General features: G+C 72.5%; 21 protein-coding genes. 15 read left to right on the forward strand and 6 right to left on the reverse strand.

Annotated elements, in window-relative coordinates; translation table 11 throughout:
* Positions 1-75: 75 nt before the first annotated feature.
* The 3 genes from ACLJQM_RS23480 to ACLJQM_RS23490 are packed head-to-tail and all read right to left on the reverse strand — an operon-like array spanning position 76 to position 2402.
* Positions 76-342 carry an HPr family phosphocarrier protein gene (locus ACLJQM_RS23480; RefSeq protein WP_410632774.1) on the reverse strand — a complete coding sequence of 89 codons (267 nt, stop codon included), beginning with the start codon at positions 340-342 and terminating at the stop codon, positions 76-78.
* Between the two features lie 39 nt (positions 343-381).
* The gene (locus ACLJQM_RS23485; protein ID WP_360767368.1) at positions 382-1617 is read right to left on the reverse strand and encodes a PTS transporter subunit EIIC; all 1236 of its coding nucleotides are present in this window, start codon (positions 1615-1617) and stop codon (positions 382-384) included.
* Complete coding sequence (locus tag ACLJQM_RS23490; RefSeq protein ID WP_247011673.1) at positions 1614-2402, reverse strand: GntR family transcriptional regulator; 789 nt, start codon at positions 2400-2402, stop codon at positions 1614-1616. The genes ACLJQM_RS23485 and ACLJQM_RS23490 overlap by 4 nt, the downstream gene beginning before the upstream one ends.
* Positions 2403-2646: 244 nt before the next feature.
* Between ACLJQM_RS23490 and ACLJQM_RS23495 the strand changes: the two genes are divergently transcribed.
* A complete protein-coding gene (locus ACLJQM_RS23495) occupies positions 2647-2886 on the forward strand; it encodes a glucose PTS transporter subunit EIIB (RefSeq protein WP_247011672.1) in 240 nt (79 codons plus the stop codon).
* On the forward strand, positions 2883-3338 hold the full coding sequence (locus ACLJQM_RS23500; protein WP_360767373.1) for a PTS glucose transporter subunit IIA: 456 nt from the start codon (positions 2883-2885) through the stop codon (positions 3336-3338). The genes ACLJQM_RS23495 and ACLJQM_RS23500 overlap by 4 nt, the downstream gene beginning before the upstream one ends.
* A 72-nt stretch (positions 3339-3410) precedes the next feature.
* Here the strand turns inward: ACLJQM_RS23500 and ACLJQM_RS23505 are convergent, their stop codons facing one another.
* Positions 3411-3845: a ubiquinol-cytochrome c reductase iron-sulfur subunit gene (locus tag ACLJQM_RS23505; protein WP_247011671.1), complete on the reverse strand. Its 435-nt coding sequence runs from the start codon at positions 3843-3845 to the stop codon at positions 3411-3413.
* A 105-nt stretch (positions 3846-3950) separates the two neighbouring features.
* Between ACLJQM_RS23505 and ACLJQM_RS23510 the strand changes: the two genes are divergently transcribed.
* From ACLJQM_RS23510 to ACLJQM_RS23555, 10 genes are all read left to right on the forward strand, one after another.
* Complete coding sequence (locus tag ACLJQM_RS23510) at positions 3951-4319, forward strand: hypothetical protein (protein WP_410632775.1); 369 nt, start codon at positions 3951-3953, stop codon at positions 4317-4319.
* Positions 4320-4324: 5 nt separating this feature from the next.
* Positions 4325-4837 carry a sigma-70 family RNA polymerase sigma factor gene (locus tag ACLJQM_RS23515; RefSeq protein WP_410632776.1) on the forward strand — a complete coding sequence of 171 codons (513 nt, stop codon included), beginning with the start codon at positions 4325-4327 and terminating at the stop codon, positions 4835-4837.
* On the forward strand, positions 4834-5475 hold the full coding sequence (locus tag ACLJQM_RS23520) for a zf-HC2 domain-containing protein (protein ID WP_410632778.1): 642 nt from the start codon (positions 4834-4836) through the stop codon (positions 5473-5475). Before ACLJQM_RS23515 ends, ACLJQM_RS23520 begins: the two co-directional genes overlap by 4 nt.
* A 614-nt stretch (positions 5476-6089) precedes the next feature.
* Entirely contained in the window at positions 6090-6704 is a 615-nt protein-coding gene (locus ACLJQM_RS23525; RefSeq protein ID WP_410632780.1) for a prepilin peptidase, read from the forward strand.
* Positions 6705-6752: 48 nt separating this feature from the next.
* A complete protein-coding gene (aroC, locus tag ACLJQM_RS23530) occupies positions 6753-7940 on the forward strand; it encodes a chorismate synthase (protein ID WP_247011665.1) in 1188 nt (395 codons plus the stop codon).
* Positions 7937-8458 (forward strand): shikimate kinase, encoded by a 522-nt coding sequence (locus ACLJQM_RS23535; RefSeq protein ID WP_247011663.1) that lies wholly within the window; start codon positions 7937-7939, stop codon positions 8456-8458. The genes aroC and ACLJQM_RS23535 overlap by 4 nt, the downstream gene beginning before the upstream one ends.
* 8 nt (positions 8459-8466) lie before the next feature.
* Positions 8467-9576: a 3-dehydroquinate synthase gene (gene aroB / locus ACLJQM_RS23540; RefSeq protein WP_410632781.1), complete on the forward strand. Its 1110-nt coding sequence runs from the start codon at positions 8467-8469 to the stop codon at positions 9574-9576.
* Complete coding sequence (gene aroQ / locus ACLJQM_RS23545) at positions 9573-10004, forward strand: type II 3-dehydroquinate dehydratase (protein WP_247011660.1); 432 nt, start codon at positions 9573-9575, stop codon at positions 10002-10004. Before aroB ends, aroQ begins: the two co-directional genes overlap by 4 nt.
* Positions 10001-10915, forward strand: coding sequence for a GNAT family N-acetyltransferase (locus ACLJQM_RS23550; RefSeq protein ID WP_410632782.1), 915 nt, complete (start codon positions 10001-10003; stop codon positions 10913-10915). Before aroQ ends, ACLJQM_RS23550 begins: the two co-directional genes overlap by 4 nt.
* 263 nt (positions 10916-11178) lie before the next feature.
* Complete coding sequence (locus tag ACLJQM_RS23555; protein WP_360767395.1) at positions 11179-12648, forward strand: beta-xylosidase; 1470 nt, start codon at positions 11179-11181, stop codon at positions 12646-12648.
* On the opposite strand, the gene ACLJQM_RS23560 is transcribed toward ACLJQM_RS23555, so the two are convergent.
* The gene (locus ACLJQM_RS23560) at positions 12645-13067 is read right to left on the reverse strand and encodes a B-4DMT family transporter (RefSeq protein WP_360767398.1); all 423 of its coding nucleotides are present in this window, start codon (positions 13065-13067) and stop codon (positions 12645-12647) included. The two genes, ACLJQM_RS23555 and ACLJQM_RS23560, sit on opposite strands and share 4 nt — an antisense overlap.
* Positions 13068-13130: 63 nt before the next feature.
* On the opposite strand from ACLJQM_RS23560, the gene ACLJQM_RS23565 reads away from it, so the two are divergent.
* The 3 genes from ACLJQM_RS23565 to nusB are packed head-to-tail and all read left to right on the forward strand — an operon-like array spanning position 13131 to position 15278.
* On the forward strand, positions 13131-14219 hold the full coding sequence (locus tag ACLJQM_RS23565) for a M24 family metallopeptidase (RefSeq protein ID WP_360767401.1): 1089 nt from the start codon (positions 13131-13133) through the stop codon (positions 14217-14219).
* Positions 14220-14259: 40 nt separating this feature from the next.
* On the forward strand, positions 14260-14823 hold the full coding sequence (efp, locus tag ACLJQM_RS23570) for an elongation factor P (protein WP_155542394.1): 564 nt from the start codon (positions 14260-14262) through the stop codon (positions 14821-14823).
* Positions 14823-15278 carry a transcription antitermination factor NusB gene (gene nusB / locus ACLJQM_RS23575; protein ID WP_247011652.1) on the forward strand — a complete coding sequence of 152 codons (456 nt, stop codon included), beginning with the start codon at positions 14823-14825 and terminating at the stop codon, positions 15276-15278. Before efp ends, nusB begins: the two co-directional genes overlap by 1 nt.
* A gap of 189 nt (positions 15279-15467) precedes the next feature.
* Here nusB and ACLJQM_RS23580 read toward each other — a convergent pair whose 3' ends face one another.
* Positions 15468-15956, reverse strand: a complete 489-nt coding sequence (locus ACLJQM_RS23580; RefSeq protein WP_003096372.1) for a transcriptional regulator — start codon at positions 15954-15956, stop codon at positions 15468-15470.
* Between the last annotated feature and the right edge of the window lie 105 nt (positions 15957-16061).

Here is a 16061-nt window from a genome sequence, read left to right on the forward strand (position 1 = left end):
CGCCCACCCTACGAAACGAAGGCCCTCGCACCGGTGTCGGGGACCGGTGCGAGGGCCTTCGCGGGTTTCGCTGCCTCAGGCGTCGAGGTCGGTGGCGACGAGCTGGGCGACCGCTTCGACGGCCTCCTCGGCGCCTTCGCCCTCGGCGCTGATGACGACCTCGTCGCCGTACCCGGCGGCGAGCGTCATGAGGTTGAGCACGCTGCCGGCGGCCACCGGGCTCCCGCCGGCCTTGGCGATGTGCACCGCGACGGGTTGCGCCGCGGCCGCCTTCGCCACCAGCGCGGCCGGCCTGGCGTGCAGACCCACCTTGCTCGCCACGGCGACGCGTTTCTCCGGCATGTTCGTCCTCTCTAACGGGGTACTACGTCGATACGGATGTTACGCGGCGGCGGTGCGGTCGAGGTCGGCCTCGATCGAGTCGTCTTCGCGGCCCGGGGTGCGCAGGTTGAACTTGATGATCGCGAACCGGAACACGAAGTAGTAGATCACCGCGTAGACGAGGCCGATCGGGATGAGCAGCCACGGCTTCTGCGCCGCCGGGGCGCCGAAGTTGAGCAGGTAGTCGATCGCGCCGGCCGAGAAGTTGAAGCTCTGGTGGATGCCCAGCGCGTTGCAGATCGCCAGCGAGGTGCCGGTCATGATCGCGTGGAACAGGTACAGCGGCCACGCGACGAACATGAACGAGAACTCGATCGGCTCGGTCACACCGGTCAGGAACGAGGTCAGCGCGCCGGCGATCATCACACCGCCGACGACCTTCTTCTGCGCCGGGCGGGCCGTCTGCCAGATGGCGAGCGCGGCCGCGGGCAGCGCGAACATGAAGATCGGGAAGAAGCCCGTGGTGAACGCACCGGCCGACATCTTGCCGGCGACGAAGTTGTTGATGTCACCGCCGTCGAAGATGAACCAGACGGGGACGTTCAGCAGCTGGTGCAGACCGACCGGGATGAGCAGGCGGTTCAGCGCGCCGTAGATGCCGCCACCGACGATCGGGGAGGCGGTGACCGCGTCACCGGCGGCCTGGATGCCCTGGTCGACCCAGTGGAAGACGAGGCCGAAGAGCACGCCGAGGATCACCATGACCACCGCGGTGATGATCGGGACGAACCGGCGGCCGCCGAAGAACGCCAGGTAGGCGGGCAGCTTGATGCGGTGGTACTTCTGCCACAGCAGCGCCGCGACGATGCCGACCACGACACCCGCGAGCACCGAGTACGGCCACTTGATCGGCGCCAGCTCGGTCGCGCCCGCCTTGTAGCCGGGCAGGTCGCTCAGCGGGGCGAAGACCTGGACGACGGAGCTGAAGACGAAGAAGCCGACGACGGCCGCGACGGCGGTCGAGCCGTCGCCCTTCTTGGCGAAGCCGACCGCGATGCCGACCGCGAACAGCAGCGGCAGCCAGTTGAACAGCGTGCCGCCCGCGGCGCCCAGCACCGAGGCGACCTTGTTCCAGCCGAGGCCGTCCTTGCCGAGCATGTCGTCCTGCCCGAACCGCAGCAGGATGCCCGCCGCCGGGAGCACGGCGATGGGGAGCATGAGGCTACGGCCGAAGCGCTGAAGACCGGCGAGACCGCTGCCGCTCTTCTTCGCCCCCTCCGCGGTGGTGGAGCTCATCTGGATCCTCCATAGTGGGGTGGTTGACCGGGTTCCGGGGTGTTCCGGTCCAACTGCATGGTCACCTGGTAGTGATCTCCCCGGTACCAGGAAGTGATGTCTTCGATCGGGTCGCCGTTCGCGCTGGAGACCCTGCGGAACACGAGCAGCGGGCTGCCGGCGCGCATGCCGAGCAGCCGGGCCGTCTCGCGATCCGCTCCTTCGGCCCAGACCGTCTGCCACGCCTGGTCGGGACGCACGTCGTACGTCTCGGCCAGCTGCGCGTAGAGCGACTGGGTCAGGTCGAGCTCGAGCAGGCCGGGAGCCCGGCCCGCGTGGTACCAGCCCCGCTCGACGGCCAGGGGAACGCCGTCGGCGTGGCGCAAACGCACCAGGTGGTGCGCGGGAGTGCCCTCGGCCAGGCCGAGGGCGTGGGCCGAGGCGGTGGGCGGGACCTCGGTGGCGGCCGAGACCACCTCGGTCGTCGGGGTCAGCCCCCGCCGCCTCATGTCGTCGGTGAACGACATGAGGTAGAGCTGCAGTTCCATCCGCCGGGCCGCGGTGAAGGTGCCCTTGCCGCGGACCCGGGCGAGCAGACCCTCTTCGACCAGCTTGCCGATCGCCGATCTGACCGTGAGCCGCGACACGCCGTAGCGCTGGGCCAGCTCGCGTTCCGACGGGATCGGCGCACCCGGCGGGAGCTCCCGCTCCACCGTGCGGCGGAGGATTTCCCGCAGCTGGGCGTGCTTGGGCGTGGGCCCGTTGACGACCCGGTCGGGTGGCGGGACGTGCGCGGCCGCGCTCATCGGCGTCACCCTCCTCGTTCTCGTGTCACCGGGGGACCGGTGCTCGCGTCCGGACCGGAACATTGGTACGTTCCGGTCTAGACCAATGATCTGATGGGGCAGGATGCTCCGCCGCGCGGACGGGTGTCAACCCACCGTTATCCGTTCGTGGCCCGCGGCGGGGTGCATGCCGACGAACGGCGTAGTACAGGTGGACACGCGGTTCGCGTCAGGTTGGGAACAAACAGTGATCAAGGAGACCGCGATGGCGGATGACAGGCCCGAAAAGATCCTCGCGGCACTCGGCGGCGCGGGCAATCTCACCGAGGTCGAGGGGTGCATCACGCGGCTGCGCTGCGAGGTCGAGGACATGAGCCTCGTCGACGAAGCGGCGCTGAAGAAGGCCGGCGCGATGGGCGTCGTCAAGATGGGGTCCTCGGCGCTGCAGGTGATCGTCGGGCCGGAGGCGGACACGATCGCCAGCGACATCGAGGACCTGCTGTGAGCCTCGAGGTCCTCAGCCCGGTCGCCGGGCGCGTGGTGCCGATCACCGAGGTCCCGGACCCGGTGTTCGCGCAGGCCATGGTGGGCCCGGGCATCGCCGTGCAGCCCACGGGCGGGCGTTCGGACGCGGTGGCGCCGGTCGACGGCACGGTCGCCACGCTGCACCCGCACGCCTACGTCATCGCGACCGAGGACGGCAAGGCCGTGCTGGTGCACCTGGGCATCGACACGGTCAAGGAGAAGGGCGAGGGCTTCACGCTGCACGTCGTCAAGGGCGAGCAGGTGCGGGCCGGCCAGCCGGTCGTCAGCTGGGACCCGGAAGCGGTGACCGCGGCGGGCTACTCGGCGATCGTCCCGGTGGTCGCGCTGGACGCGTCGGCGGACGTGCTGTCCGCTTTGGACGCCGAGCGCGACGTCGCGGCGGGCGAAAAGCTGTTCGCCTGGGACGCCTGAGGACTTTCTGTCACGCGAAGGGCCCTTGTGGACGGTGCTCGTCCGCAAGGGCCCTTCGGCGTCCCCGGCTCGTCAGCCGGTGACGACCTTCCCGTTCTCCACCTTGACCGGCACGCTCGGCAGCGGCTTGTTCGCCGGTCCCTGCTTGACTTCCCCGGTCAGCGCGTTGAAGACGGAGCCGTGGCAGGGGCAGATCAGGTCGGCGCCCTTGGGGGCGACGGTGCAGCCCTGGTGCGTGCAGATCGCGCTGAACGCGGCGGCGGCCGACTCGGACGGCCGGGCCACGATGACGTCGGAGCCGTCCGGGGCCTTGGCCGCCTTCGCCTCCCCGACGGGGACGTCGGCGAGCGCGACCAGTGGTGTTCCGGCGGCGATCGGCGCCTGCGCGGTGCCGGACTTGGCGTCGTCCGAGGAGCAGGCGGTGAGCGCGACGGCGCCGACGGCGGCACCGGCGACGGCGGCACCGGTGGTCAGGACGGTGCGGCGGGAGTGCAGTTCGGCAGTCATGCCCTTACCAACGAGATCGACACCGCATCGGTTCAATCCGCGGTGAACCGGATCGGCCCCTGTTCCGTGTATGTAGCCGAGTGGGTGTGGAGTGGAGGAACGATCATGGTGGGATGGGTTCTGCGCATCGTCGTGGCGGCCGCGTTGCTGGGCTCGGCGGGCGTGCACTACTTCTTGTGGACCGAGGACTACCCGGGCATCGTCGGCCCGCTGTTCCTGCTGGACGCGATCGGCGGCCTGGTCCTCGCAATCGCGGTGCTGGCCTGGCGGCACTGGCTGCCGGCCCTGGGCGCGCTCGGGTTCGGCGTGCTGACGCTGGGCGCGTACGTGCTGGCCGCGACCGTCGGCTTCGCCGGCAACCACGACCAGTTCACCAGCCAGCCCGAGTACTGGGGCGTCATCACGGAGGCGGTCTGCATCCTGGGCGGCCTGGCGCTGCTGTTCGTGAAGGACCGGCGCCGAGTCGCGGCCTGAGTTCCGTGGGGGAAGTCGCCGAAGAGGCGCTGATGCGCGCGCTGCACGAGGAACACGCGGCCGCGTTGTGGTCCTACGCGCTCCACCTGACCTCCGGCGACCGGATCCGCGCCGAAGACGTCGTCCAGGAGACGCTGCTGCGCGCCTGGCGCTCGACGGCGGTGCTGGACCAGTCCCAGGGGTCGGCCCGCGCGTGGCTGTTCACGGTGGCGCGGCGCATCGCGATCGACGGCTGGCGCTCGGCGTCGTCCCGGTCGGAGGTGGTGACGGACGAGCCACCGGAACTCGCCGTCGCCGACGGGACGGACCGCGCGGTTCAGGGCTGGCTGGTCGCGGAGGCGCTCGCCGAGCTGTCCGAGCGGCACCGCGAGGTCCTGGTCATGTGTTACTTCCAGGGCTATTCCGTAGCGGACGCGGCGCTGCGGCTGGGCGTCGCCGAGGGAACGGTGAAGTCCCGCACCCACTACGCGTTGCGCGCGTTGCGGCTGGTGCTCGAGGAGAGGGGGGTGACCCAGTGAGCGAAGACCCGTTCGCGGCGTTCGACGCCGCCTACGTGCTGGGGGCGCTGTCCCCCGAGGACCGCCAGCGCTTCGAGGAGCACCTGCGCACGTGCGACCACTGCGCGGCTTCGGTCCGCGACATGGCGGGGCTCCCGGGCCTGCTGGCCCGCGTCGACACCCCGGCGGTCCTGCCCGAACTCGGCCCGCCACCGCCCGACCTGCTGCCCGCGGTCCTCGCCCGCGTCCGCCGCGGCCGCCGCATCCGCATCGCGGTGACGTCGGTGTCGGCCGCGCTGGCGGTGGCGGCGTGCGTGGCACTGGCGGTGGTGGCGTCGTGGCCGGCGGCTTCGCCCCCGCCGTCGATCGCGATGACGGCGCTGGGCCAGTTCCCGGTCCGCGCGGACGCCCGCCTGGACGCCTTCGAGTGGGGCACGCAGGTCGACATGTCGTGCAGCTACACGGGCGGCCGCAGTGGTGGCGACTACGTGCTGGTGGCGATCTCCCGGACGGGCACGGAGAGTCAGCTGGCGACGTGGAAGGCGGTCCCGGACAACACCGCCCGCATCGTGATCGGGACGGCGTTGCAGCGGTCGGATTTGGCGGCGTTGGAGGTGCGCGGGGGGAGCGGGCGTGCGCTGCTGCGGCTGACGTTGTGACGGGGTGGTTCGCCCGGGTCGCAGGGGGACCCGGACGAACCACCCGCTCGCTTGCGGCCCCGCGCCAGCCTCGGTCCCGCCTGCCGCGATCCCGCCGGCTTCAGTCGTGGCGGCTTCGGCCCCGTCCACCTGGTGCCGCTTACCTCGATCCCGCTTGCTTCCGCCCTGGCTGCTTCAGTGCCGCCCACTTCGGTCCCGGCTGCTTCGAGCGCCCGCTTCCGCCTGAGCGGCTTCGGTGCCGCCCACTTCGGTCCCGGCTGCTTCGAGCGCTCGCTTCCGCCTGAGCGGCTTCGGTGCCCGTCGCGTCGAGTCCGCCCGCCTGAGCCGCGCGCTTCCAGCCCCGCCGTTTCAGCGCCGCCCGGCTTCGATCCCGCCCGCTCCGAGCCCTGCCGCTTCATGCCCAGCCGTCCGAGCCCGCCCCTTCGGCCTCGCCCACCTCAAGCCCGGCCGCGGTTCGCCCGCGTCGCCGCACCGCTCGCAGGGGTTCCCGGGCCGCACTTCGGGCCCCTTCGCCGTCGCCCACAGGAGTGATATCCGGCCCGCGGCGGCACGAACGGTCCTTTCGCGACGCTCGGCATTTGCCCAGCTCAACCCCGCCGCAGCACTCTGGACCCATGCCCCCGACGATCCTCACCCTCACCGGCGCGGCCGCCACCGGAGCGGCCACCGCGCCCCTCGCCAAACGAGCCCTCGACCGCGCCGACGCCCCCATCCCGCTCGCCCTCGCCGCCCTCCTGACCGCCCTCACCACCACCGCGGTCACCGCCCGCTGCCTCACCGGTGCCTGGCCGGCCTGGTGGCTGCCCGTACCTCTCGTCCTCACCGCCGTCGCCGTCCCGCTGGCCCTCGCCGACCTGCGTCACCTCCGCCTGCCCGACGCGCTGACCCTCCCCGCCTACCCCCTCGTCGGCGCCGCCATCGGAGCCGCGGCCCTCGGTGGCGGTGGCCCGTCCCTGGCCCTGCGCGCGGCCATCGGCGCCGTCCTGTTCGGCGCGGCCCACGCGCTGGCCCACCGGACGAGCACCCTCGGCGCCGGCGACGTCAAGCTCTCCGGCAGCCTCGGCGCGGTCCTGGGCGCGGTGGGCTGGGCCGCCCTCCCGGTCGCCGCGGTGCTGGCCGCACTGCTCAGCCTGGCCGTCGCCGCCGCGCGGAAACGGGCCCGCGTCCCGCACGGTCCCGCCCTGCTCGCGGCCACCTGGCTGTGCGCCGTCTTCCCGGGGGCGCCATGACCGGAGGCACGTCCCGGCCCGCCCCGCGCCCGTGACAGGATTGAGCCCATGTTGCGCTGGATCACCGCAGGTGAATCGCACGGACCCGCGCTGGCCGCCGTGCTCGAAGGGATGCCCGCCGGCGTCGCCGTCACCACCGCCGACGTCACCGAGCAGCTCGCCCGGCGCCGTCTCGGCTTCGGCCGCAGCCCGCGGATGGGCTTCGAGACCGACCACATCGAGTTCCTCGGCGGCGTGCGCCACGGCCTCACCCAGGGCGGCCCGGTCGCGGTGCAGATCGAGAACGCCGAGTGGCCCAAGTGGGAGCAGGTCATGGCGGCCGACCCGGTCGACCCGCAGGTGCTCGAAGGCCTCGCGCGCAACGAACCGCTCACCCGGCCCCGCCCGGGCCACGCGGACCTGCCCGGCATGCAGAAGTACGGCTTCGACGAGGCCCGTCCCGTCCTGGAGCGGGCGAGCGCGCGCGAAACGGCGTCGCGGACCGCGCTCGGCACCGTCGCGCGCAACTACCTGAAGCAGCTGCTCGGAGTCGAGATCCTCAGCCACGTCGTCTCGATCGGCGGCGCGGACGCGCCCGAGGGCCCGCTGCCGGTCGCGGCCGACCTGGCCGCCATCGACGAGAGCCCGGTCCGCGCGTTCAGCCAGGCGGGCACCGACGCGATGGTCGCCGAGGTCGACGCCGTCCGGAAGGCGGGCGACACCGTTGGCGGCGTGATCGAGGTCCTCGCCTACGGCCTCCCGCCGGGCCTCGGCTCCCACGTCCACTGGGACCGGCGGCTCGACGCGCGGCTGGCCGGCGCGCTCATGGGCGTCCAGGCGATGAAGGGCGTCGAGGTCGGCGACGGCTTCACCACCGCGCGCCGCTGGGGCAGCCAGGCGCACGACGAGATCGACCGCGGCACCGGCCCGGTCGGCGTCACCCGCCGGTCCAACCGCGCGGGCGGCCTCGAAGGCGGCATCACCAACGGCGAGCCGCTTCGGGTGCGCGTCGCGATGAAGCCGATCTCGACCGTCCCCAAAGCACTGTCCACAGTGGACGTCAAGACGGGCGAGCCCGCGGTCGCGATCCACCAGCGGTCCGACGTCTGCGCCGTGCCACGGGCCGGCGTCGTGCTGGAGTCCGTGGTGGCGCTCGTCCTCGCCGACGCCGCGCTGGAGAAGTTCGGCGGCGACTCGCTGGTCGAGGGCAAGCGCAACGCCGAGGCGTACCTGAAGGCCCTCGAGGAGCGCTGGTGAGCCCCCGCGCGGTGATCGTCGGGCCGCCCGGCTCGGGCAAGAGCACTGTCGGACCGCTGCTGGCGGCCGCGCTCGGCGTGCCGTTCCGCGACTGCGACGACGACATCGTCGCGCGCACCGGGCGCAGCATCTCCGACATCTTCGCGGAGGACGGCGAACCCGCTTTCCGCGCACTGGAAGAAGAAGCAGTCGCGACGGCGCTGGCGGAGCACGAAGGCGTGCTCTCCCTCGGCGGCGGCGCGCCGCTGACGCCCGGCACCCGGGGCCGGCTGGCGGAGCACACCGTCGTGTTCCTCAACGTCGGCCTCGCCGCGGGTGTGCAGCGCACCGGCCTCTCGAACGCGCGGCCGCTGCTGGCCGGGGTGAACCCCCGCGCCACGTTCAAAAAACTGCTCGACGAGCGCGTGCCCGTGTACCGCGAGGTCGCCACCGTCGAGGTCGTCACCGACGAGCGGACCCCGGCCGAGATCGTCGCGGACCTCGCCGCGCGGCTCGCCCCCGCCGAAGCCAAGGAGTGAGTCACCCCGTGTCCGATCCGGTGCGCATCCCCGTCGCCACCGCCCACCCGTACGACGTCGTGGTCGGCCGCGGCCTGCTCGGCGACCTGACCGCGCAGCTGGCCGACGCCTCGAAGATCGCGCTGATCCACCCGCCCACGCTGACGACCACGGCCGAGGCGATCCGCGAGGAGCTGATCGCGGCGGGCCTGGACGCGCACCGCGTCGAGATCCCGGACGCCGAGGACGGCAAGGCGCTGACCGTCGCGAGCTTCTGCTGGGAGGTGCTCGGCCGGATCGGGCTGGACCGCCGCGGGGTCGTGGTCGGGCTCGGCGGCGGCGCCGTCACCGACCTCGCCGGGTTCGTCGCGGGCACGTGGATGCGCGGCGTCCGGCTGATCAACGTGCCGACCACGCTGCTGGGCATGGTCGACGCGGCGGTCGGCGGCAAGACCGGCATCAACACCGAGGCCGGCAAGAACCTGGTCGGGGTGTTCCACGAGCCGAGCGCGGTGTTCGTCGACCTCGCGACGCTGGAGACGCTGCCGCCGAACGAGCTCGTCGCCGGCATGGCCGAGGTCGTGAAGACCGGCTTCATCGCCGACCCGCGGATCCTCGAGCTGATCGAGGCCGGCCCGGCCGCGGCGCTCGACGCGAGCGGCGACGTGCTGGCCGAGCTGGTCCGCCGCTCGATCCAGGTGAAGGCCGACGTCGTCGCGGCGGACCTGCGCGAGTCCGACCTGCGGGAGATCCTCAACTACGGCCACACCCTCGGCCACGCCATCGAGCGCCGCGAGCGGTACCGGTGGCGCCACGGCGCCGCGGTGAGCGTCGGGCTGGTGTTCGCCGCCGAGCTGGCGCGCCTGGCCGGGCGCCTCGACGACGCGACGGCCGAGCGCCACGCGTCGGTGCTGAAGCTGATCGGCCTGCCGACGACGTACGACGCCGACGCGCTGCCGCAGCTGCTGGAAACCATGAAGGGCGACAAGAAAACCCGGTCCGGGGTGCTGCGGTTCGTCGTCCTCGACGACCTCGCCAAGCCCGGCCGGCTCGAGGGCCCGGACCCGTCGCTGCTGGCGGCCGCGTACTCGGCGATCGCGGCGGACGCACCGAAGAGCGGCGGGAGCATCCTCCTGTGAAGGCGTTCGTGTTCAACGGCCCCAACCTGGGCCGGCTCGGCAAGCGCGAGCCGTCGGTCTACGGCTCGACCACCCACGACGACCTCGCCGCGCTGTGCGTCGCGACCGGCGAGGAGCTGGGGATCGAGGTCGAGGTCCGCCAGACCGACCACGAAGGCGAAATGGTCGGCTGGCTGCACGAAGCCGCGGACGGCGGTCATCCGGTGGTGCTCAACGCGGGCGCGTGGACGCACTACTCGATCGCGGTGCGCGACGCCGCCGCGCAGCTGTCCGCCCCGCTGATCGAGCTGCACATCTCGAACGTGCACAAGCGGGAGGCGTTCCGGCACCACAGCGTGCTTTCGGACATCGCGACCGCGGTGATCGCGGGCCTCGGCGTCGACGGCTACCCGCTCGCCCTGCGCTGGCTCGCCGCCCACCCGGGATGACGCTGCCGACGTTGACCACGTCGCGGCTGACGCTGCGGCAGCTGGTCGAGGCCGACCGCGAAGCCGTCGTGAAGGTCTTCTCCGACCCGGAGATGAGCCGCTTCTTCGCGGCGGACTTCTCGGACCCGGCGTCGGCGAGCGCGATGGTCGACCGCCGCCTGACCTACCGCGGCCCGGCCGGCCAGGGCCACTGGGCGATCGAGCGCGACGGCGAGGTGATCGGTGTCGCGCACCTGCGCCCGTCGAGTGAGCTGCCCGGCGGCGTGCCCGAACTGGGCTACTACGTGGCGAGCGCCCACGCCGGCCAGGGCCTGGCGACCGAGGCCGCCCAGGCGGTGCTCGACCACGGCCTGGGCGTGCTCGGCCTCCCGGCGATCTGGGCACTGGTGCACGAAAACAACGCGGCGAGCCGCAAAGTGGCCGCGCGCCTGGGCTTCCTGGACGTCGGCTCCGGCATCCACTACGGCGACCTCCACCGGGTCCTGGTCACCCTGCCCACCGCCCACGGACGGCCGCACCACATCGAGCTGTGGGTCCCGGACCTCGCCGAAGCGGAGCGAAGCTGGGGCTGGCTGCTGGGCGAGCTGGGCTGGCGGGAGTTCCAGCGCTGGCCCGCGGGCGTCAGCTGGCGCCTCGGCGGGACGTACCTGGTGGTGGAGGCCTCACCGGCGCTGAGCGCGACGAACCACGAACGCACCCGGCCGGGCCTGAACCACCTGGCGCTCCACGTGGCCACCCGCACCGAGGTCGACGCGCTGACAACCCGCGCACCCGACCACGGCTGGCGCCCGCTGTTCGCGGACCGCTACCCCCACGCGGGCGGCCCCGCCCACTACGCGGCCTACCTCGAGAACGAGTCCGGCTTCGAGGTGGAGCTGGTCGCGTCGGAGGGCTCCCCACCGGAGAAGTAACCGGGCGGCGGCTATCCGCGGGGCGGGCCCCTCGCTGCGCGTTCGCGGGACCCAGGTCCCGAAGCGGCTGGCAGCGCCACCGACCACCGTCGAGGGTGACGCCCAGTAGCCGGATCTCGATCACCCCAGCCTCTTCCGGGCCCCAGCCCCTCGCGATCGGGGGACCGTCGAGCGGGAGCGTCCTCACTCGTACGGGGCCACTCTCGCTACACTCCGATGTCGTGCGCCCGTTTCGTCGTGGGGGTCGGCGACCCGCTCGTGCCTTGCTCGCCAGTGTGCTGGCCGGGCTGCTGGTCGCGGGCTGCACCGAGGGTTACGCCCAGCCGCAGGCCGCCGGGGAGCAGCCCGCCATCGCGGGTGGCCGGAGCGCGCCGCGGCCCGCCGATGTCGCGCTCGCTTCCGGGGAACCGCGGCAAAGCGGGGGTGTGATCGCCGCCGGGGGCGCGGATGCCGTCTACAACTACGGGCCCACCGTGATGCTCGATCGGGGGCAGACGCGGATGTGGTGGTGCAGCCAGTACGGCGGGGCCGGGCCCGCGGGCGACGACATCCTCTACGCGCAGGCGCAATCCATGGACGGGCCGTTCACCGGACCGGGTGGCGGGATCCCCGCGGCCGTCTTCTCCGGGGCGCCCGGGCAGTTCGACGGCATGCACACCTGCGACCCGTCCGTGCTGCGCGTCGGCTCGACCTACTACCTCTACTACACCGGTGCGGCGGGCGAGCACGCGCTCGGCAACGCCATCGGCCTCGCGACCAGCCCCGACGGCGTGCACTGGACGCGCGCCGCGGGCGGGAAACCGATCCTCGGGCCGTCGCACGACGTGCACCGCGCGAACGTCTACGGGGCCGGCCAGCCGTCCGTCGTCTACCTCGACGGCTGGTTCTACCTGATGTTCACCGACACCACCGGCCGCGCCGCGGGGTGGAACGGGGCCGGGCAGTTCGTGCTGCGCTCGGCCGATCCGGCGTTCGGGTCCGGGGTGCAGGCGCTGGACGTCGGCGGGTTCGTGCCGGTGACGTCGACGGCGGCGCCGCGCGGGCGGTCGATCGTCGACGGGTTCAGCGCGGACCTGATGTGGGTGGGCGCGCTGGACGCGTTCGTCGTCGCGCACGAGACCGACGGCGGCACGACCCTCACGTTCTGGACGCCGGACTTCACCGAGAACCCCTTCCGGCCGGTGCTGATCCCCGGGCCGTGGAAGGAAGGGCCCGGGCTGGTGCGCCGGGCCGACGGGCACGCGCCGCTGTCGTCGGCCGACCCGTGCGAGCGGGTGCCGTTCGACGTCGTCCGCGCGACCACCAACGGCGGTGCCCCGACCGACCTGCGCCACTTCGGGCTCGACCTGCTGGGCAGCCAGGCGTGCGGCGACCCCGGCCGGACGGCGGCGACCTTCGACGGCGTCACGATGCCGTCGCCGGAGCGGACGATGGACCTGGTCCGCGCGGGGGTGCGGGTCCGGGTGGACCGCCGCGCCGTGGCGGTGGCGCTGGCCGGTGAGGTCCTGGACAAGGCGCCCGCGGCGGTGACGGCGCTTCCCCTCGCCGCGCGGCTGCGCTCGGGGGCGGAGGCCGTGCAGGCGCCGGGCAAGGGCTTCGCGTTCGTGCTCGACGACAAGAAGCGCTGGCGGGTCCCGGACGGCGGCATCGTCGGCAACAACGGCTCGGCCGCGCGCGCAATCACCGCCGCCGAGTGGGACGGCTACCCGAAGGGCCGCTCGCTGGTGGGCTAGGAGCTCACGCCGTCCTCGGACGGGGGCTGGGAACGCCCGATCCGGCCGCCGACGAACAGCCCCAGGCCGGCCGGGATCAGCACCAGCAACGCCGAAAACGCCGCCCCGCCGGTCAACGCGCCGCCGAGTTCCGACACCCCCGTCTGGTCGACGAACACCGCCCGGCCGATCACGTACAGGATCCCCGCCACCGGGCCCGTGACCAGCGCCGCGATGAACCACACCCGGCCGCGGTCGGGGAGGCCCCGCCATGCGTCCAGCGCGCTCCACAGCGCCGCCGCGCCGACCAGGACCGCCAGGGCGAGGGAGACCACCAGCGTCTGGTCCGTCGGGTGGTAGACGGCGTACTTGGCGAGGAGGGTGATGGCCGCGCCGTGCAGCACCGCCATCCCGAGTCCGCGAATCACCCAGGCGCTCATCCTGCGGAGTGTAGGCGGCCTACTGGCCAGTCACCTGACGGCCGGGCAACTAGGGTGGGACGCGTGCCGGATACCCATGAACGACGTCGCGCGGCGCTGCGCGGGCTCCTGACCGGAGCCGGTGTGGACGCCCTGCTGGTCACCGATCTGCTGAACATCCGCTACCTGACCGGGTTCACCGGGTCGAACGCCGCCGTGCTGGTGCACGCGGGCGGGGACGCGCGGACCCTCTTCTGCACCGACGGCCGCTACACCACGCAGGCCGCCGGGGAGGTGCCCGACCTCGAAACCGTCGTCGACCGGGCCAGTGCCGCCGCCCTCGTCGCGAAGGCGGCGAAGGACCCCAAGACCTACTCGCGGGTCGGGTTCGAGAGCCAGCACGTCAGTGTCGAGCAGTACGAGGCGCTCCGGCAGCGCGTCGAGCTCCAGCGGACGCCCGGCCTGGTCGAACAGCTGCGCGTGGTCAAGGACGAAGCCGAGATCGAGGCGCTGCGCCAGGCGTGCGCCGCCGCCGACCGGGCGCTGGCCGACCTGGTCGCCGCGGGTGGCCTCCGGCCCGGGCGGACCGAGCTGGAAATCGCCCGTGACCTGGAGAACCGGATGCTGGAGCACGGCTCGGAGGCGCTCAGCTTCGCCTCCATCGTCGCCGCCGGCGCGCACTCGGCCATCCCGCACCACCAGCCGACGCACGCCGAGCTCGAGCGCGGTGACTTCGTCAAGCTGGACTTCGGCGCCACCGTCGACGGCTACCACTCCGACATGACCCGCACGTTCGTCCTCGGCGAGCCCGCGGACTGGCAGCGGGAGGTCTACGACCTCGTCCACGCGGCGCAGGCGGCCGGTGTCGACGCCGTCGTGCCGGGCGCCGAAGTGTCCGAAGTGGACGCCGCCGCGCGCCGGGTGATCGCGGACGCGGGGCACGGCGAGCACTTCGCGCACGGCCTCGGGCACGGCGTCGGCCTGCAGATCCACGAGGCACCGAGCTTCGCCGCGACGGGCGTCGGTACACTGTCCGCCGGTATGGCGGTCACCGTCGAGCCCGGCGTCTACCTCGCGGGGCGCGGTGGCGTGCGCATCGAGGACACGCTCGTCGTGCGGGCTGGGGAGCCCGAACTCCTCACCCTGAGCACCAAGAACCTCGTGGTCGTCTGACAGCGGCCCCGAACCCGAAGACACAGGAGACTGCAAGCTCGTGGCCACGACCAACGACCTGAAGAACGGGCTCGTCCTCAACCTCGAGGGCCAGCTGTGGACCGTCACCGCGTTCCAGCACGTCAAGCCGGGCAAGGGCGGCGCCTTCGTGCGCACGACGCTCAAGCACGTGCTCACCGGCAAGGTGGTCGACAAGACGTTCAACGCGGGCACGAAGGTCGAGACGGCCACGGTGGACCGCCGGAACATGACCTACCTGTACAAGGACGGCCAGGACTTCGTGTTCATGGACGGCGACACCTACGACCAGATCACCGTGCTCGCGGCGGTCGTCGGCGACAACGCCAACTACATGCTCGAGAACACCGAGGTCCAGGTCGCGGTGCACGAGAACGAGGCGCTCTACGTCGAGCTCCCGACCTCGGTCGAGATCGTCATCCAGCACACCGACCCGGGCCTGCAGGGCGACCGCTCGACCGGCGGCACCAAGCCGGCGACGCTGGAGACCGGCGCGGAGATCCAGGTCCCGCTGTTCCTGTCGACCGGCGAGAAGATCAAGGTCGACACGCGTGACGGCCGTTACCTGGGCCGCGTCTCCAGCTGATGCCGACTTCGAAACCCCACCCGAACCGCGGCGGCGCGATCAGCCGCAGGCAGGCGCGCCGTCGCGCGGTGGAAATGCTGTACGAGGCCTCACAGCGGGACGCCGACGCGGTGACGCTGCTGGCCGACCGCGTCGGAGCGACCGAGGTCGACCCGATCGGGGACTACACGATCGACCTGGTCGAGGGGGTCACCGCCCGCCGGGCGGCGATCGACGAGCTGCTGGCCGAGCACGCGCAGGGCTGGACTCTGGAGCGGATGCCGAAGGTCGACCTCGCGGTGCTGCGGGTCGGTGTCTACGAGCTGCTCTGGGCCGAGGACGTGCCGGACCCGGTCGCGATCGACGAGGCCGTCGGCCTGGCGAAGGAACTTTCCACGGACGACTCGCCGCGGTTCGTCAACGGCGTGCTGGGCCGGATCGGCACCATCGCCGACCGCCTGCGCGCCGTTCTCTAGACCCCGCCTGGCCCCCCGGTCAGGCGGTTCCGGTCAGAGGTGACCACGGACCGGGGGTCCGGGTGCGTGCCCCCGGGCGGGGTGTGGGGGCCGCGCCCCCGCAAGACACGGCGAGTGCGATGCGGCTCGCGCTCTCCGCGAGCAGGGCTCGTCCCCGAACGAGCCCTGACGGCACAGCGACACCTGCGATCAGTCTTCCTTGGAGGGACGCGCCTCCGGCGGGAGCACGCCCCAGTCGATGAGCTGCTCGGTGAGCTCGCCCGGGGTCATGTCGTAGATGATCGCCAGGGACCGCAGGTCCTCGGTGCGGATCGAAAGCACCTTGCCGTTGTAGTCGCCGCGCTGGCTCTGGATCGTCGCCGCGTAGCGGGCCAGCGGGCCGACCTTTTCGGCCGGCAGCTGCTGCAGGCGTTCGAGGTTGATCACGATCTTGGTGGCGGGCTCGGCACCGGAGGGGACCCGGCCCTCGGGCAGCAGCTCGACCACCGGCACACCGTAGAAGTCGGCCAGCTCGGCCAGCTTCTGCACGGTGACGGCACGGTCGCCACGCTCGTACGAGCCGACGACGACGGCCTTCCAGCGCCCACCGGACTTCTGCTCGACCCCGTGCAGGGACAGGCCCTGCTGCTGGCGGATCCCGCGGAGCTTGGCCCCGAGCGCCTTGGCGTAATCGCCCATCTGGTCGTTCTCCGTTCTTCACCCCCCGACCGGTCGAGGTGACCGGTCCAGGGGACTCGCTGAGTCGAATACTCAGAGTAATGGTTACGCATTGTTGTCACCAGG

The sequence above is a fragment of the Amycolatopsis sp. cmx-4-83 genome (genome assembly GCF_046548815.1).
Taxonomy (GTDB): Bacteria; Actinomycetota; Actinomycetes; order Mycobacteriales; family Pseudonocardiaceae; genus Amycolatopsis; species Amycolatopsis pretoriensis_A.

Excerpts from the sequence above, each read along its gene's own strand:
- ACLJQM_RS23480 (WP_410632774.1), bottom strand. The coding sequence starts at position 342 with ATGCCGGAGAAACGCGTCGCCGTGGCGAGCAAGGTGGGTCTGCACGCC.
- ACLJQM_RS23485 (WP_360767368.1), bottom strand. The coding sequence starts at position 1,617 with ATGAGCTCCACCACCGCGGAGGGGGCGAAGAAGAGCGGCAGCGGTCTC.
- ACLJQM_RS23490 (WP_247011673.1), bottom strand. The coding sequence starts at position 2,402 with ATGAGCGCGGCCGCGCACGTCCCGCCACCCGACCGGGTCGTCAACGGG.
- ACLJQM_RS23495 (WP_247011672.1), top strand. The coding sequence starts at position 2,647 with ATGGCGGATGACAGGCCCGAAAAGATCCTCGCGGCACTCGGCGGCGCG.
- ACLJQM_RS23505 (WP_247011671.1), bottom strand. The coding sequence starts at position 3,845 with ATGACTGCCGAACTGCACTCCCGCCGCACCGTCCTGACCACCGGTGCC.
- ACLJQM_RS23510 (WP_410632775.1), top strand. The coding sequence starts at position 3,951 with ATGGTGGGATGGGTTCTGCGCATCGTCGTGGCGGCCGCGTTGCTGGGC.
- ACLJQM_RS23525 (WP_410632780.1), top strand. The coding sequence starts at position 6,090 with ATGCCCCCGACGATCCTCACCCTCACCGGCGCGGCCGCCACCGGAGCG.
- aroC (WP_247011665.1), top strand. The coding sequence starts at position 6,753 with ATGTTGCGCTGGATCACCGCAGGTGAATCGCACGGACCCGCGCTGGCC.
- ACLJQM_RS23550 (WP_410632782.1), top strand. The coding sequence starts at position 10,001 with ATGACGCTGCCGACGTTGACCACGTCGCGGCTGACGCTGCGGCAGCTG.
- ACLJQM_RS23560 (WP_360767398.1), bottom strand. The coding sequence starts at position 13,067 with ATGAGCGCCTGGGTGATTCGCGGACTCGGGATGGCGGTGCTGCACGGC.
- nusB (WP_247011652.1), top strand. The coding sequence starts at position 14,823 with ATGCCGACTTCGAAACCCCACCCGAACCGCGGCGGCGCGATCAGCCGC.
- ACLJQM_RS23580 (WP_003096372.1), bottom strand. The coding sequence starts at position 15,956 with ATGGGCGATTACGCCAAGGCGCTCGGGGCCAAGCTCCGCGGGATCCGC.